Here is a 16,751-nt window from a genome sequence, read left to right on the forward strand (position 1 = left end):
CTCGGCTGTCGTTCTTGATCTTGATCTTGATCCACGGGCGACGTCGGAAGGCTGAGTGGAGGGATTGATCCGGGGGTGGGAGCGCAGCGACCGCTTGGCGCAGCCAAACACAGCGAGAGGAGGTGCAGCGAAGCAAACCGTAGGCGCTGCGCCCGGATCAAACCCGGAGCGAAGGGACCCCGAGCCTCAGCGAGCGGGCCGAACGCAGGAGCAAGCGTTTTTTTGCTTACTTTTTTTAGGCGTTTGTAAAAAAAGTGAGTCGCCGTAAGGGCGAAACCGCCAGCCGCCGCACCCGAAGCAACGGATACTCACTCAATCAGACAGAGCATGGTCGCCTATAAGGGCGCCATCGCTGGCAAGCCAGCTCCCACAATGAAACGCAGTCACCCCTCAAATCGCAGGTAACAAAAAACCCGCAGACAATCACTCATCTGCGGGTTTCCCGTTCCAGCGGCAAAAAGATCAGAAATCCTCCAGCCGCCACACTTCGTAAGCCGGCGTCTCGTAAGGGTGACTCAACTTCAAAGCCGCCACCACCTCACGAATCAGCTCATCACAAACCACAAGCTCAACCTTCCATTCCTCGACCCGCTCAACCCGCCCCGCCTCACCAATGAACGGCTGACTGCCGTGCAAAGGCCGAAACTGACCAGACCCAAGCACCTGCCACGCACAGCGGTCATAGTCACCGATCCGCCCACCACCGGCAGCGAATACAGCGTCCTTGACCACCTCGACATGACTGTCGGGAACAAAAAACGCGAGCTTGTACACAGGCCTCAGTTCACCCAGACGCGCGCGTTACGGAACATGCGCATCCAAGGAGCATCTTCGGTCCAGTCCTCCGAACGCCACGAGTTCTGCACCGCGCGGAACACACGCTCCGGGTGCGGCATCATGATCGTCACACGACCGTCGCGGCTGGTGAGACCGGTAATCCCGCGCGGCGAACCGTTCGGGTTGGCCGGGTAGGCTTCGGTGACCTTGCCGTGGTTGTCGACGAAACGCATCGCCACGCAACCCGACAGATCGGCTTCCAGCAGGGCTTCTTCGCTGGAGAACTCGGCATGGCCTTCACCGTGCGCGATGGCGATCGGCATGCGTGAACCGGCCATGCCCTGCAGGAAGATCGAGTTCGATTCCTGGATCTGCACCATCGCCACGCGCGCTTCGAACTGCTCGGAGCGGTTGCGCACGAAGTGCGGCCAGAACTCGCTGCCCGGGATCAGCTCGTGCAGGTTGGACATCATCTGGCAACCGTTGCACACGCCGAGGGTGAAGCTGTCGTTACGCTCGAAGAAGCCCTGGAACGCATCGCGGGCACGGCTGTTGAACAGCGCCGACTTGGCCCAGCCTTCACCGGCGCCGAGGACGTCGCCGTAGGAGAAGCCACCGCAGGCCACCAGACCTTTGAACTCGTTCAGGTCGACACGGCCAGCGAGAATGTCACTCATGTGCACGTCGATCGCGTTGAAACCGGCGCGGTCGAACGCGGCGGCCATTTCCACCTGACCGTTGACGCCCTGCTCACGCAGCACGGCAACCTGTGGGCGGATGCCTTTCTTGATGTAAGGCGCGGCGATGTCCTGGTTGACGTCGTAGCTCAGCTTGACGCTCAGGCCCGGGTTGTCCTCTTCCAGCAGTGCATCGAACTCTTGCTCGGCGCAGTCGGCGTTGTCGCGCAGACGCTGGATCTGGTAGCTGGTCTCGGCCCACTGACGTTGCAGCAGACGACGCTGGCCTTCAAACACGGTGTCACCGTTGAAGGTGATGTTGATCTGGCCATTGTTGATCGGCTGACCGATCACCGACACGCAATCACCCAGACCGGCCGCGCTGAACTGCGCGAGGATATCTGGCGTGGCGTCCTGACGGACCTGGATCACCGCACCCAGTTCTTCGTTGAACAGGATCGCGGCGATTTCTGCCGAATTTTCGGCAACGCTGTCCAGGTTCAAGCTCAGACCGCAGTGGCCGGCGAACGCCATTTCCACCACGGAGGTCAGCAGACCACCGTCGGAACGGTCGTGGTAAGCCAGCAGGTGACCGTCGGCGTTGAGGCCCTGGATCACCGCGAAGAAGGCCTTCAGGTCTTCCGCGTCGTCGACGTCCGGTGCCTGCTTGCCGAGCTTGCCGTGAACCTGAGCGAGGATCGAGGCACCCATGCGGTTCTGACCGCGACCGAGATCGATCAGGATCAGGTCGGTGGTGCCCTTGTCCATGCGCAGTTCCGGGGTCAGGGTCTGACGGATGTCAGCCACTGGGGCGAAACCGGTCACGATCAGCGACATCGGCGAGGTCACGGTTTTTTCTTCACCGTTGTCGTTCCAGCGGGTGGCCATGGACATCGAGTCCTTGCCCACCGGAATGGTGATGCCCAGCTCAGGGCACAGTTCCATGCCGACCGCTTTCACGGTGTCGTACAGACGCGCGTCTTCGCCCGGGTGGCCGGCAGCGGACATCCAGTTCGCCGACAGCTTGATGTCGGAAATCTTGTTGATGCGCGAAGCGGCAATGTTGGTCAGGGTTTCGCCGATAGCCATACGGCCCGACGCCGGAGCGTCCAGCAGCGCCAGCGGAGTGCGCTCGCCCATGGCCATCGCTTCACCGGTGTAGACGTCGAAACTGGTGGCGGTGACGGCGACGTCGGCCACCGGAACCTGCCATGGGCCAACCATCTGGTCACGGGCCACGAGGCCGGTGATGGTGCGGTCGCCGATGGTGATCAGGAAGCTTTTGCTCGCCACGGCCGGGTGATGCAGGACGCGCTCGATGGAATCGGCGATGTCGAGGTTCGACGGATCGAAATCGTCGCCCAGCTCGGCTTCGCGAACCACCGAACGGTGCATGCGCGGGGCCTTGCCCAGCAACACTTCCAGCGGCATGTCCACCGGGTTGTTGCCGAAGTGGCTGTCCGTCACTGTCAGTTGCGGCTCGGCAGTGGCTTCGCCGACCACGGCGAACGGGCAGCGCTCACGTTCGCAGATCGCCTGGAAGCGCTCGAAGTCAGCCGGACCGACTGCCAGAACGTAACGCTCCTGGGATTCGTTGGACCAGATTTCGTGCGGGGCCATGCCCGGCTCGTCGTTTGGAATGTTGCGCAGTTCGAAACGGCCACCGCGGTCGCCGTCGTTGACCAGTTCTGGGAAGGCGTTGGACAGACCGCCCGCGCCCACGTCGTGGATGAAGCTGATCGGGTTCTTGTCGCCCAGCTGCCAGCAACGGTCGATGACCTCCTGGCAGCGACGTTCCATTTCAGGGTTTTCACGCTGTACGGAAGCGAAGTCGAGATCCGCCGAGCTGGTGCCGGTGGCCATCGAGGACGCGGCGCCGCCGCCCAGACCGATGAGCATCGCCGGGCCGCCGAGGACGATCAGCTTGGAGCCGACGACGATCTCGCCTTTCTTGACGTGCTCTTCACGGATATTGCCCATGCCGCCCGCGAGCATGATCGGCTTGTGGTAGCCACGAACTTCGTCACCGTGCGGGGTGCTGATCGATTGTTCGAAGGTACGGAAGTAGCCGGTCAGGGCCGGACGACCGAATTCATTGTTGAATGCGGCGCCGCCCAGCGGGCCTTCGATCATGATGTCCAGCGCGGTAACGATGCGCTCAGGCTTGCCGTACGGCACCTCCCACGGCTGTTCGAAGCCCGGGATCTGCAGGTTGGACACGGTGAAACCGGTCAGGCCGGCCTTTGGCTTGGCGCCACGACCGGTTGCACCTTCGTCGCGGATCTCGCCACCGGAACCGGTGGACGCGCCCGGGAACGGGGCGATCGCGGTCGGGTGGTTGTGGGTTTCGACCTTCATCAGGATGTGCACCGGCTCCTGCACCGCGCCGTACTGGCGGGTTTCCGGATCCGGGAAGAAGCGGCCGGCGACGTTGCCGACGATCACCGAAGCGTTGTCCTTATAAGCGGACAGCACGCCTTCGTTGTGCATCTGGTAGGTGTTCTTGATCATGCCGAACAGGCTTTTTTCCTGGCTCTCGCCGTCAATATCCCAACTGGCGTTGAAGATCTTGTGGCGGCAGTGCTCGGAGTTGGCCTGGGCGAACATCATCAGTTCGATGTCGTGCGGGTTGCGCTTGAGACCGTTGAAGGCGTTGACCAGATAGTCGATCTCGTCTTCGGCCAGGGCCAGGCCCAGTTCAGTGTTGGCTTTTTCCAGCGCGGCGCGACCGCCACCGAGGATGTCGATCGCGGTCAGCGGTTTCGGCTCGGCGTGGCTGAACAGACCCGCGGCCTGTTCCAGATTGCCCAGGACGATCTGGGTCATGCGGTCATGCAGCACGTCGGCAATCTGCTGGGCTTCAATGTCGCTGAACTGGCCGGCCACGTAGAACGCGATGCCGCGCTCCAGACGCTGGATCTTGCTCAGGCCGCAGTTGCGGGCGATGTCGCTGGCCTTGCTCGACCATGGCGAGATGGTGCCGAAACGCGGCAACACCAGGAACAGACGACCGGTCGGCTCTTGTACCGGAACGCTTGGGCCGTACTTCAGAAGGCGCGCAAGCACCTGCTGTTCGTCGCCGGTCAGGACGCCGGTGACTTCGGCGAAGTGAGCGAATTCAGCATACAGGCCATTGACAGCTGGAACCTTCTGGCTCAGTTGCTCAAGGAGTTTGCTGTGGCGAAAGGCAGAAAGGGCAGGAGCGCCGCGCAGGATCAACATCTTCGGGACAGCCTCGGGAAGGGGTGTGCTTTGAGGCCGTGCATTCTAGCCTAAACCGCCCTCAACATCACCCGAAACGCTACGCACGGTTGCACTCGGATATCAATCTGTGTTTCTGCCTTTGAAGTCAAATTTCGAGAGTGCGCGGCCAACGCTTATTTTTTCTGTCACAAAATGCCGCTAAGCCCCATTCCTGCGGGGTTTCGTGCGGTTTTGTGATCTCTAGCAGACAAGCCCCTCACTGTCGAGATATGGCGCCCGCAGCCGTTTGCGTATACTGCGCACATGTTTTTCCCAACGGCTTTGCGTCCGCGGTACGCCAAATGGCTGATCGCAACCGGACTCTTCCTGATGCTCGGTGGTTGTGTTGATAAACCCAACACACTCGAGCGCGTAAAGGAGGATGGTGTGCTGCGGGTGATTACCCGTAACAGCCCCGCCACCTACTTTCAGGATCGCAGCGGTGAAACCGGCTTCGAATACGAGCTGGTGAAGCGCTTCGCCGACGATTTGGGGGTCGAACTGAAGATCGAGACCGCCGACAACCTCGATGACCTGTTCAACCAGATCGGCAAGCCGAACGGCCCGGTACTGGCGGCGGCCGGCCTGGTCAGCAGCGAGGAGCGCAAGAAGCAGGTGCGGTTCTCCCACTCCTACCTCGAAGTCACCCCGCAGATCATCTATCGCAACGGCCAGTCGCGGCCGACGGATCCCGGCGATCTGGTCGGCAAGAAGATCATGGTGCTCAAGGGCAGCACCCACGCCGAACAGCTGGCGGAGCTGAAAAAGAAATTCCCCGGCATCGAATACGAAGAATCCGACGCCGTGGAAGTGGTCGACCTGTTGCGCATGGTCGATGAAGGCCAGATCGACCTGACGCTGGTTGATTCCAACGAAGTGGCAATGAACCAGGTGTACTTCACCAACATCCGCGTGGCCTTCGACCTGGGCGATGCGCGCAGTCAGAGCTGGGCGGTGGCCGCCGGTGAAGACAGCAGCCTGCTCAACGAGATCAACGCCTACCTCGACAAGGTGCAGAAAAACGGCACCCTGCAGCGCCTGAAAGACCGTTACTACGGCCACGTCGATGTCCTCGGCTACATGGGCGCCACCACCTTCGCCCAGCACCTGCAGCAGCGCCTGCCCAAATACGAACAGCACTTCAAGGCCTACGCCAAGAAAGAGAAAATCGACTGGCGCCTGCTCGCGGCCATCGGTTATCAGGAATCGCTGTGGCAACCGGCGGTCACTTCGAAAACCGGCGTGCGCGGCTTGATGATGCTGACCCAGAACACCGCTCAGGCGATGGGCGTGTCGAACCGGCTCGATCCCAAGCAAAGCATCATGGGCGGCGCCAAGTACCTGGCCTACATGAAGGATCAGCTCGACGAATCGATTCAGGAACCGGACCGCACCTGGTTTGCGCTGGCGGCATACAACGTCGGCAGCGGCCACCTCGATGACGCGCGCAAACTGGCGTCCCGCGAAGGCCTGAACCCGGATAAGTGGCTGGACGTGAAGAAGATGCTGCCGCGCCTGTCGCAGAAGCAGTGGTACAGCAAAACCCGCTACGGCTACGCCCGGGGCGGCGAGCCGGTGCATTTCGTGGCGAACATCCGTCGCTACTACGACATTCTGACCTGGGTGACCCAGCCGCAGCTTGAAGGCGATCAGGTGGCCGAGGGCAATCTGCATGTGCCGGGGATCGACAAGACCAAGCCGGCGCAAGAGCCTGCCCCGCTCTAAAAGCAAAAGATCGCAGCCTTCGGCAGCTCCTCCAGGGTTTTGCGTACATCTGTAGGAGCTGCCGAAGGCTGCGATCTTTTGATCTTCAGCCTTTGAGCGCAGCCGCCAGAATCAGCGCCTTCATCTCGGACACTGCCGACTTGAAGCCCACGAACAACGCATGCGCCACCAGCGCATGGCCGATGTTCAATTCGTTAATGCCCTTGATCGCTGCCACGGCTTCGACGTTGTGATAATGCAGACCATGCCCGGCATTGACGATCAGGCCCTGCGCCAGACCAAACGCCACGCCGTCCGCCACGCGCTTCAATTCCTCAGCAACTTCGGTCGGGGTCTCGGCATCAGCGTAACGCCCGGTGTGCAGCTCGATGGCCGGCGCACCAACGCGCTTCGAAGCAGCGATCTGGCGTTCGTCAGCATCGATGAACAGCGACACTTCGCTGCCGATCTTCGACAGACGCTCGACCGCTGCCCTGATGCGTTCTTCCTGCCCCGCTACATCCAGACCGCCTTCAGTGGTCAGCTCCTGACGGGTTTCCGGCACCAGGCAGATGTGCGCCGGACGGATGCGCTCGGCGAACGCCATCATTTCTTCGGTGACGCCCATTTCAAAGTTCATGCGAGTCTGCAGCACATCCTTGAGCAGCAACACGTCGCGCTCCTGAATGTGCCGACGGTCTTCACGCAGGTGCACGGTGATGCCATCGGCGCCCGCCTCTTCCGCGTCCAGCGCTGCCTTGACCGGATCCGGGTAGCGAGTGCCACGGGCCTGACGCAGGGTGGCGACGTGGTCGATGTTCACGCCAAGAAGAATGCGATTGCTGGTGGTCACGGATGCGCTCCTGAAGGGAAAGATTCGGCGCACAGCATATCAGGGCTTGCGAAATAGCTCGCGGCTGACGAGGGGGCGACCGCCCAAGTGAACGGCCAGTGCCTGACGCATCAGACGTTTGGCCGCCGACAGTGCACCGGGCGCGGTCCAGTCGGCTTCGGCCATGGCCAGCAGTTCGGTGCCGTTGAACAGCCCCGGCTGCAACAGGAAGACGCGTTCCAGCCCGGCATCCACTTGCAGGCGATAGAGGCCATCCGCAGCCACTGGCTCGCCGTGGATGTCAGTGTTCATCGAGAAGCCGTAACCGAGATCGTCCAGCAGGCGCCATTCGAAGGAGCGCAACAACGGCTCCAGCGGGCGCCCTTCGGCCAGGGCCAGCAGGGTTGCAGCGTAGTGATCGAACACCGCCGGGTGCGGATCTTCGGCGGGCAGCAGGCGGATCAGCAGCTCATTGAGATAGAGGCCGCTGAACAGCGCCTCACCGACCATCCAAGTCGCGTTGCCGGCGCTTTCCATGCGCCCGACATTCTTCAGCTCACCCTTGCCACGAAACTCGACTTCCAGCGGCACGAACGGTCGCGCCAATGTCCCGGCCTTGCCCCGCGCACTGCGCAACACCGCCCGCAGCCGACCTTGCGGCGTGAGGAAATCGACCAGCGCGCTGGTTTCGCGGTAGGCGCGCGAATGCAGGACGTAGGCGGGTTGGGCGGGAGGTGGGTTTGAAGACATGGAACTCTCATGGATAAAACGCGGTTTTATATTCACCCAAAAACCACTGTGGGAGCGAGCTTGCTCGCGAATGCAGGGTGTCAGTCAACAAATATGTCGTCTGGCACTACGCCTTCGCGAGCAAGCTCGCTCCCACAGGTTTTTTCGGTGTTGCGACAACCGCGTAATTACAGGTCGCCGTAACCCAGCGAACGCAGAGCACGCTCGTCGTCGGACCAGCCGCCCTTCACCTTGACCCACAGGTTGAGCATGATCTTGGCGTCGAACAGCAACTCCATGTCCTTGCGCGCTTCGGTGCCGATGCGTTTGATGCGCTCGCCCTTGTCGCCAATGATGATCTTCTTCTGGCCGTCACGCTCAACGAGGATCAGCGCATGGATGTGCAGGGTCTTGCCCTGCTGCTTGAACTCTTCGATCTCGACGGTGATCTGGTACGGCAGCTCGGCACCCATCTGGCGCATGATTTTCTCGCGCACCAGTTCGGCGGCAAGGAAACGGCTGCTGCGGTCGGTGATCTGGTCTTCCGGGAAGAAATGATCGTTCTCCGGCAAGTGATCGGCGATGACCTTTTCCAGGGCGTCGAGGTTGTGCCCTTGCTGCGCGGAAATCGGGATGATCTGTGCGTTCGGCAGCTGTTCCTGCAACCACGACAGGTGCGGCATCAGCTCGGCCTTGTCTTCGATGCGGTCGGTCTTGTTCAGCGCGACGATCAGCGGGCCGGTCACGTACTGCACGCGCTCCAGGACCATCTGGTCTTCTTCGGTCCACTTGGTGCGGTCAACCACGAAGATCACCACGTCGACGTCTTTCAACGCCGCCGAGGCGGTTTTGTTCATGTAGCGGTTCAGAGCCTTTTCGCCACCCTTGTGCATGCCGGGGGTGTCGACGTAGATCGCCTGCACGTCACCTTCGGTCTTGATCCCTAGCATGTTGTGGCGGGTGGTCTGCGGCTTGCGCGAGGTGATCGCGAGCTTCTGGCCGAGGATGTGGTTGAGCAACGTCGACTTGCCGACGTTGGGACGGCCGACGATGGCAACGTAGCCACAGCGAGTTGCGTTTGTATCAGTCATTGCCATTCTCCACGCCCAGGGCAATCAGTGCTGCGGCGGCCGCTACCTGTTCGGCAATACGACGGCTCACACCCTGACCTCGGCTTTTTTCATTCAATAAGACCACTTCGCACTCGACGAAGAAGGTACGGCAGTGCGGCTCACCCTGGATGTCCACCACTTCATAGCGTGGCAGTTCACAACCGCGCGATTGCAGGTGTTCCTGCAGACGGGTCTTGGGATCCTTGTTGGTGTCGACCAGCGTCAGGCCTTCGAACTCACCGGCCAGCCAGGCCAGCACGCGCTCGCGAGCGACGTCCATGCCAGCATCCAGGTAGATCGCGCCGATCAGCGCTTCGAGGGCGTCGGCCAGAATCGATTCGCGACGGAAACCACCGCTTTTCAGTTCGCCCGAACCCAGACGCAGGTAGTCGCCCAGATCGAAACCACGAGCCAGCACGGCCAGTGTCTCACCCTTCACCAGACGTGCGCGCAAACGCGACAACTGGCCTTCGCGAGCCAGCGGGAAGCGATCGAACAGCGCCTCGCCGGCGACGAAGTTGAGGATGGCATCGCCAAGGAATTCCAGGCGTTCGTTGTTACGCCCGGCAAAGCTGCGGTGCGTGAGGGCCAGCAGCATCAGCTCCTGATCCTTGAAGGTGTAACCGAGCTGGCGCTCGAGACGGCTTAGAGAAACGCTCACGGTTTACCCACGCTGAGTTCGTGGCTGGATTCCACTGCCATCGCCGGGGTACGGCGCAGGCCTGGGACAAATAACGCTGTGTTCAAAAATGACGTCCTGAATATCGTGGCTTCATGCCCTGGTGCCGATTTGTGTCGACGCCAGAAATGCATTCGGCGCTGTGGTCAACAGCGCCGTGATTGATTACTTGATCAGGCCAACCCGCGAGAAATTCGGCAGGTGGCTGAGTTTCGGTTCCGGCCAGCTCATCCAGACAGCGAAGGCTTTGCCGACGATATTCTGGTCGGGAACCATGCCCAGCAGATCCTTGGGAATGTTCGGATCATCCCAATAGCGACTGTCGTTGGAGTTGTCGCGGTTGTCGCCCATCATGAAGTAGTGCCCGGCCGGCACGGTCCAGGTATGGTCCGGCGTCGCGCGGTAGCGGCTCATTTCCTTGCGGATCAGGTGCTCGGCGGCGCCGAGTTTTTCCTTGTAGAGTTCCGCGCTGCCCAGCGTGCCCGGCTCGGAGCCGACCAGTTGCTCGGCAATCGACTCGCCATTGACGAACAGACGCTTGTCGGCGGTGTAACGCACCGTGTCGCCCGGCACGCCGACTACACGTTTGATGTAGTTGACGTTCGGGTCGCTCGGGTAGCGGAACACCATCACATCGCCACGCTGTGGATCACCGACTTCGATGATTTTCTTGTCGATCACCGGCAGACGGATCCCGTAAGAAAACTTGTTCACCAGAATGAAGTCGCCGACATCCAGCGTCGGTTTCATCGAGCCGGACGGAATCTGGAACGGTTCTACCAGGAACGAACGCAGCACCAGCACGATGAACAGCACCGGAAAGAACGACTTGCCGTATTCGACCAGCAACGGCTCTTTGTTCAGCTTCTCGACCACCACGGGCTCGGGCTGGCTGACACTGCCTTGATAAGAGGCAATCGCAGCACGCCGGCGCGGCGCCAGGAACAGCAGATCGAGCAACGCCAACAGGCCGCAGACGAACACGGCGATGACCAGCAACAGCGGGAAATTTAGTGACATAGGACCTGACTATTCCAACCTGAGCACGGCGAGGAAGGCTTCTTGTGGAATTTCCACGTTGCCGACCTGCTTCATGCGTTTCTTACCGGCCTTTTGCTTTTCAAGCAGCTTTTTCTTACGGCTTACGTCACCGCCGTAGCATTTGGCCAATACGTTCTTTCTGAGTGCCTTGACGGTTGTCCGGGCAACGATCTGACCGCCAATGGCCGCCTGGATCGCCACGTCGAACATCTGACGAGGAATCAGTTCTTTCATCTTCTCGGTCAACTGGCGACCTTTGAAGTGCGAATTGTCACGGTGCACGATCAACGCCAGGGCGTCGACCTTGTCACCGTTGATCAGCACGTCCAGTTTCACCAGATTAGCCGATTGGTAACGATCGAAATGGTAATCCAGCGAAGCATAGCCGCGGCTGGTGGATTTGAGACGGTCGAAGAAGTCCAGGACCACTTCGTTCATCGGCAGGTCGTAGGTCACTTGTACCTGATTGCCGAGGAACAGCATGTCGACCTGTACGCCGCGTTTCTCGATGCACAGGGTGATGACGTTGCCCAGGTGTTCCTGCGGAACCAGGATATTGGCTCGCACGATCGGCTCGCGCATGTCTTCAATGGCCGACACATCCGGAAGCTTGGACGGGTTGTCGACGTAAATCGTTTCACCGGTTTTCAGCACCAGCTCGAAAATTACCGTTGGCGCGGTGGTGATCAGGTCCAGGTCGTATTCGCGCTCGAGGCGCTCCTGGATGATCTCCATGTGCAGCATGCCGAGGAACCCGCAACGGAAGCCGAAGCCCAGGGCGTCGGAGCTTTCCGGGGTGTACTGCAGCGAGGAGTCATTCAGGGTCAGTTTCTGCAGCGCTTCGCGGAAGTCCTCGAAGTCGTCGGAACTGACCGGGAACAGACCGGCGTAAACCTGTGGCTGGATGCGTTTGAAGCCGGGCAGCACTTCAACGTCCGGGGTCGAGCTCAGGGTCAGGGTGTCACCGACCGGTGCACCGTGAATGTCCTTGATGCTGGCGATGATGAAGCCCACTTCGCCGGCCTTGAGGTCAGCAGTGGCAGTGTGTTTCGGGTTGAACACACCGACGCTGTCCACCAGGTGGATCTTGCCGGTGGATTTCACCAGGATCTTGTCGCCCTTCTTCACGCGGCCATGACGCACGCGCACCAGGGAAACAACGCCCAGGTAGTTGTCGAACCAGGAGTCGATGATCAACGCTTGCAGCGGATCTTCGATGTTGCCGGTCGGCGCAGGAATGGTCGCGACCAGACGCTCGAGCACTTCGTCGACACCCAGGCCGGTCTTGGCACTGCAGGTGACGGCGTCGGTGGCGTCGATGCCGATGATCTTCTCGATCTCGTCCTTGACGCGGTCGGGCTCGGCCTGTGGCAGGTCGATCTTGTTCAGCACCGGCATGACCTCGAGGCCCTGCTCGATGGCGGTGTAGCAGTTGGCCACGGACTGGGCCTCAACACCCTGACCGGCATCGACCACCAGCAATGCGCCTTCACACGCGGCCAGGGAACGGCTGACTTCGTAGGTGAAGTCGACGTGACCCGGGGTGTCAATGAAGTTCAGCTGGTAGGTGACGCCGTCTTTGGCTTTGTAATAGAGGGTAACGCTGTGGGCCTTGATGGTGATCCCGCGTTCGCGCTCCAGATCCATGGAATCCAGTACCTGGGCTTCCATTTCACGCTCGGCCAGGCCACCGCACATCTGGATGAAACGGTCAGCCAGCGTCGACTTGCCATGGTCAATGTGGGCGATGATGGAGAAATTGCGGATATGACTCAAATCACTCACGGATCAACACTCAAAAAGGCTGCAGGCTTGGCCCGCCGAAAAATAGCCGGGAATTGTACCTGATACACGGCGCAAGCGTCACGTTCGCCTGTCACCCGGATTGCATACGAAAACGCCCCGATCTGTCGACCGAGGCGTTTTCGCGGTTAAAGCATTGGCAACAACGTGGCCATCAACCGGCGCGTCGCAGCAACCAGACACCCGCCAGCGCACAGACCGTGGCCGGCACCAGCACCGCGAACAGCGGCGAGAAGCCAAACACCAGGCTCGACGGGCCGAGCAGATCCTGGACGATGCGGAAGGTGAAGCCCACCAGCACGCCGGTGAACACTCGCTGACCGAGGGTTACCGAGCGCAATGGGCCGAAGATGAAGGAGATCGCCATCAGCACCAGCGCAGCGGTGACCAGCGGCTGCAACACCTTGACCCAAAATGCCAGCCAGTAACGACCGTTGCTCAGGCCTTGATCCGCCAGATAGTGGATATAGCCCCACAGACCGGAAATCGACAGCGACTCAGGCGCCATCACCACCGTGTTGAGCAGTTGCGGGCTCAGCGACACGTCCCACTCCTCGCTCGGCGCATTCACCACTTCGGTGCTGCGCTCGTGGAACACCGTGGTGGTCACGTCGCTGAGCAGCCAGCGCTTGCCGTCGAAATCCGCACGTTTGGCGAAACTGGAGCTCAGCAGGTGGCGCTCTTTGTCGAAGTGATAGCGGGTCACCCCATACAAGAGGCCGTTGGGTTGCACAGCGTTGATATGGATGAACTCCTCACCCTGACGGTGCCACATGCCGTGCTTGGCGCTCTGTGCGTCGCCACTGCCTTGCGCCAGCGAGCGATTGGCCTGGGCCATGCTTTCGGTGGCCGGGGCCACGTACTCGCCGATCAGCACGCCAGCCAGCATCAGCACCAGCATCGGCTTCATGACCGCCCAGACAATGCGCCCGATGGACACACCCGCAGCGCGCATGACCGTCAGCTCGCTGCTGCTGGCCAGACTGCCGAGGCCGATCAGACAGCCGATCAGCGCGGCCATCGGCAGCATTTCATACATTCGACGCGGTGCGGTGAGGAGGACGAAGCTCAGCACATCGGTCAGCGTGTAGGTATCGTTGACGTCGCTCATCTCGTCGATGAAGGCAAACAGGGTCGCCAGGCCCAGAATGATCGCCAGCACGGCGATGATCGCCACGAATACGCTGCTGCCGATGTAGCGGTCGAGTTTAACCACGGGCCACCTCCAGCGCAGCGCTGCGACGGCTGGCCAGCTTCAGGCGCAAGGGTTCCCAGTACAACAGGCCGAGACCGATGACCAGGAAGATCCCGTGCACCCACCACAGGCCAAGGGCCGGTGGAATCTTGCCTTTTTCGAGGGCGCCGCGGGCGGCAATCAGAATGGTCAGGTAAGCCATATAAAGAAGAATCGCCGGCAGCAGCTTCAGGAAACGGCCCTGACGCGGATTGACCCGCGACAACGGCACCGCCATCAGGGTCACGATGAACACCAGCAACGGCAGCGAAAGACGCCATTGCAGTTCAGCCTTGGAACGTTCGTCGTTGTTGCCCAGCAGGGTCGAAGTCGAGATCGCGTCTCGGTCGGTGACCTCGTCGCTGGCATCGGGCTTGGGCAGCAAAACGCCGTAAGTGTCGTATTTGATCGCGCGGTAATCGGCCTGACCCGGGCTGCCGTCATAACGATAGCCGTTGTGCAGGATCAGGTAGCGGTTGCCGTCCGGGTGGATCTCCTGACGACCCTTTTCAGCCACCAGCACGGAAATCCCGCGGTCCTTCTGATTGGCCCCAAGGTTTTTCTGCGAGATGAATACGCCGCCGAGGTTGACGCGGTCATCGGTCAGGCTTTCGGTGTAGGTCACCCGGGTGCCGTCACGCAACTCCTGAAAACGGCCAGGCTCGAGGGTATCGAACTCGGTCAGGGCGTCCTGCTTGTTCAGCAGCAGCTGAAACTGGTTGGCGCCCTGCGGGGCCAGGCTCAAGCTCAGCCACGCGACGACCAGCGCCACCAGGGTTGCCGGGAACAGGGTCATGCGCAGCAGACGCTGCTGACTCATACCGGTGGCCGAGAGCACGGTCATTTCGCTTTCGAGGTACAACCGTCCGTAAGCCAGCAGGATCCCGAGAAACAGGCCCAACGGCAGGATCAACTGCATGAAACCCGGCAGGCGGTAACCCATGATCAGGAACAGCGATCCCGGATCGAGTTGGCCCGCAGCGGCCTGGGCAAGGTATTTGATGAAGCGACCGCTCATGATGATGACCAGCAGCACGGCGCTGACGGCGCTCAGGGTCAACATCACTTCACGGGACAGATAACGGAAGACGATCAAACCAGACACTCCAGGGTTGTCAGGCTAAGGCGGCCAAACAAGCAAACGTTTCGAGCGACCCGCAAGGCAGAGCCGTCGAAAAAAGATGCGGCATTATCCTGTGATTGAGGCCGCCTGTCACTGCGCACACTCACCCAAGCGTAGATTCCGTTGAAGATCGCACAACCGAGGGTTGTCAGGCGCGGTGAGCGAGGTTCAAACTGCCGCCTTCGTCGCAGGCACAGACCTGCGCCTCTTCTATCTATAAGCAGGCGACTGCGGACACCGTCGAACGCCTGCGTGTTGACCATTCATTCAGGGATCCGGACATGGAACTGGTTGTAAAAAGCGTTAGCCCAGAAACGTTGAAAACCGCCACCCTGGTGGTTGCCGTCGGCGAAGGCCGCAAACTCGGCGTTGCCGCCAGACAGGTCGACGAGTTGAGCGGTGGCGCGATCAGCGCCGTGCTCAAGCGTGGCGATCTGGCCGGCAAGGTCGGTCAAAGCCTGCTGCTGCACAGCCTGCCGAACCTCAAGGCCGAGCGCGTGCTGCTGGTCGGCGTGGGCAAGGATGAAGAACTGGGTGACCGTCCGTTCCGCAAAATCGTTGCCGGCATCCTCAACACCCTGAAAGGTCTGGGCGGCAGCGACGCCGTGCTGGCCCTGGACGAGATCATCGTCAAAAATCGCGACAGCTACGGCAAGACCCGCCTGCTGGCGGAAACCCTGGTGGATGGCGAATACACCTTCGATCAGTTCAAGAGCCAGAAAGCCGAACCGCGTGCCCTGAAGAAAATCACCCTGCTGACCATCAAAGCCGCTCAGGCCGAAGTGCAGCGCGCGGTGAACCATGCCACCGCGATCGCCAACGGCATGGCCTTCACCCGTAATCTGGGCAACCTGCCGCCGAACATCTGCCACCCGACCTTCCTTGGCGAACAAGCCAAGAACCTGGGCAAAGAGTTCAAGGATCTGAAAGTCGAAGTCCTCGACGAGAAGAAGATCAAATCACTGGGCATGGGTTCGTTCTACGCCGTCGGTCAGGGCAGCGCCCAGCCACCGCGCCTGATCGTCATGCAATACAACGGTGGCAAGAAGTCCGAGAAGCCTTACGCGCTGGTCGGTAAAGGCATCACTTTCGACACCGGCGGCATCAGCCTCAAGCCGGGCGCCGGCATGGACGAAATGAAGTACGACATGGGCGGCGCGGCCTCCGTGTTCGGTACCCTGCGTGCTGTGCTCGAACTGAAGCTGCCGATCAATCTGGTGTGCATCCTCGCCTGTGCGGAAAACATGCCGAGCGGCACTGCGTCGCGTCCGGGCGACATCGTCACCACCATGAGCGGCCAGACCGTGGAAATCCTCAACACCGACGCCGAAGGCCGTCTGGTGCTGTGCGACGCGCTGACCTACTCCGAGCGCTTCAAGCCGCAAGCGGTGATCGATATCGCCACCCTGACCGGTGCCTGTGTGGTTGCACTCGGTGCACACACGTCTGGCCTGCTGGGCAACAATGACGAACTGATCGAGCAACTGCTCAGTGCCGGCAAGGCCGCTGACGACCGTGCCTGGCAACTGCCGCTGTTCGACGAATACCAGGAGCAACTGGACAGCCCGTTCGCCGACATCGCCAACATTGGCGGACCGAAGGCCGGCACCATCACCGCCGCGTGCTTCCTGTCGCGCTTCACCAAGAACCTCAACTGGGCGCACCTGGACATCGCCGGCACCGCATGGACCAGCGGCGGCAAGGACAAAGGCGCCACTGGCCGTCCGGTTCCGCTGCTGACCCAATACCTGCTGGACCGCGCCAAAGCCTGAAACCGATGAACCTGGGCGGCGTCAC

12 protein-coding genes are annotated in these 16,751 nt (G+C 60.9%); 2 read left to right on the plus strand and 10 right to left on the minus strand.

The window, feature by feature from the left end; translation table 11 throughout:
• Window positions 1-462 precede the first annotated feature (462 nt).
• On the minus strand, window positions 463-774 hold the full coding sequence (locus B1722_RS09065) for a YqfO family protein (protein WP_041075024.1): 312 nt from the start codon (window positions 772-774) through the stop codon (window positions 463-465).
• A gap of 5 nt (window positions 775-779) precedes the next feature.
• On the minus strand, window positions 780-4,676 hold the full coding sequence (purL, locus tag B1722_RS09070) for a phosphoribosylformylglycinamidine synthase (protein WP_041075026.1): 3,897 nt from the start codon (window positions 4,674-4,676) through the stop codon (window positions 780-782).
• A gap of 285 nt (window positions 4,677-4,961) precedes the next feature.
• Between purL and mltF the strand changes: the two genes are divergently transcribed.
• Complete coding sequence (gene mltF / locus B1722_RS09075) at window positions 4,962-6,422, plus strand: membrane-bound lytic murein transglycosylase MltF (protein ID WP_084234320.1); 1,461 nt, start codon at window positions 4,962-4,964, stop codon at window positions 6,420-6,422.
• A gap of 85 nt (window positions 6,423-6,507) precedes the next feature.
• Here mltF and pdxJ read toward each other — a convergent pair whose 3' ends face one another.
• From pdxJ to lptF, 8 genes are all read right to left on the minus strand, one after another.
• Window positions 6,508-7,254 carry a pyridoxine 5'-phosphate synthase gene (gene pdxJ / locus B1722_RS09080; RefSeq protein ID WP_065118207.1) on the minus strand — a complete coding sequence of 249 codons (747 nt, stop codon included), beginning with the start codon at window positions 7,252-7,254 and terminating at the stop codon, window positions 6,508-6,510.
• Window positions 7,255-7,293: 39 nt separating this feature from the next.
• Entirely contained in the window at window positions 7,294-7,983 is a 690-nt protein-coding gene (gene recO, locus B1722_RS09085) for a DNA repair protein RecO (protein WP_041064726.1), read from the minus strand.
• Between the two features lie 167 nt (window positions 7,984-8,150).
• Window positions 8,151-9,053 carry a GTPase Era gene (gene era, locus B1722_RS09090; protein WP_041064729.1) on the minus strand — a complete coding sequence of 301 codons (903 nt, stop codon included), beginning with the start codon at window positions 9,051-9,053 and terminating at the stop codon, window positions 8,151-8,153.
• Window positions 9,046-9,735, minus strand: coding sequence for a ribonuclease III (gene rnc / locus B1722_RS09095; protein ID WP_024011703.1), 690 nt, complete (start codon window positions 9,733-9,735; stop codon window positions 9,046-9,048). Before rnc ends, era begins: the two co-directional genes overlap by 8 nt.
• A gap of 183 nt (window positions 9,736-9,918) precedes the next feature.
• Entirely contained in the window at window positions 9,919-10,773 is an 855-nt protein-coding gene (gene lepB, locus B1722_RS09100) for a signal peptidase I (protein ID WP_041064734.1), read from the minus strand.
• Window positions 10,774-10,782: 9 nt separating this feature from the next.
• Window positions 10,783-12,579, minus strand: coding sequence for a translation elongation factor 4 (gene lepA / locus B1722_RS09105; protein WP_041064736.1), 1,797 nt, complete (start codon window positions 12,577-12,579; stop codon window positions 10,783-10,785).
• 172 nt (window positions 12,580-12,751) lie between these two features.
• Window positions 12,752-13,813, minus strand: a complete 1,062-nt coding sequence (lptG, locus tag B1722_RS09110; protein ID WP_041064739.1) for an LPS export ABC transporter permease LptG — start codon at window positions 13,811-13,813, stop codon at window positions 12,752-12,754.
• Complete coding sequence (gene lptF / locus B1722_RS09115; protein WP_041064742.1) at window positions 13,806-14,927, minus strand: LPS export ABC transporter permease LptF; 1,122 nt, start codon at window positions 14,925-14,927, stop codon at window positions 13,806-13,808. Before lptF ends, lptG begins: the two co-directional genes overlap by 8 nt.
• Window positions 14,928-15,235: 308 nt before the next feature.
• On the opposite strand from lptF, the gene B1722_RS09120 reads away from it, so the two are divergent.
• On the plus strand, window positions 15,236-16,726 hold the full coding sequence (locus tag B1722_RS09120; RefSeq protein WP_047292705.1) for a leucyl aminopeptidase: 1,491 nt from the start codon (window positions 15,236-15,238) through the stop codon (window positions 16,724-16,726).
• Window positions 16,727-16,751: the final 25 nt, after the last annotated feature.

Source organism: Pseudomonas sp. SCPG-7 (assembly GCF_002156405.1).
Classification (GTDB): Bacteria; Pseudomonadota; Gammaproteobacteria; order Pseudomonadales; family Pseudomonadaceae; genus Aquipseudomonas; species Aquipseudomonas parakoreensis.

What these genes read in the sequence shown, in the direction of transcription:
- purL (WP_041075026.1), bottom strand. Translation starts at nt 4,676, where the DNA reads ATGTTGATCCTGCGCGGCGCTCCTGCCCTTTCTGCCTTTCGCCACAGC.
- mltF (WP_084234320.1), top strand. Translation starts at nt 4,962, where the DNA reads ATGTTTTTCCCAACGGCTTTGCGTCCGCGGTACGCCAAATGGCTGATC.
- recO (WP_041064726.1), bottom strand. Translation starts at nt 7,983, where the DNA reads ATGTCTTCAAACCCACCTCCCGCCCAACCCGCCTACGTCCTGCATTCG.
- era (WP_041064729.1), bottom strand. Translation starts at nt 9,053, where the DNA reads ATGACTGATACAAACGCAACTCGCTGTGGCTACGTTGCCATCGTCGGC.
- lepB (WP_041064734.1), bottom strand. Translation starts at nt 10,773, where the DNA reads ATGTCACTAAATTTCCCGCTGTTGCTGGTCATCGCCGTGTTCGTCTGC.
- B1722_RS09120 (WP_047292705.1), top strand. Translation starts at nt 15,236, where the DNA reads ATGGAACTGGTTGTAAAAAGCGTTAGCCCAGAAACGTTGAAAACCGCC.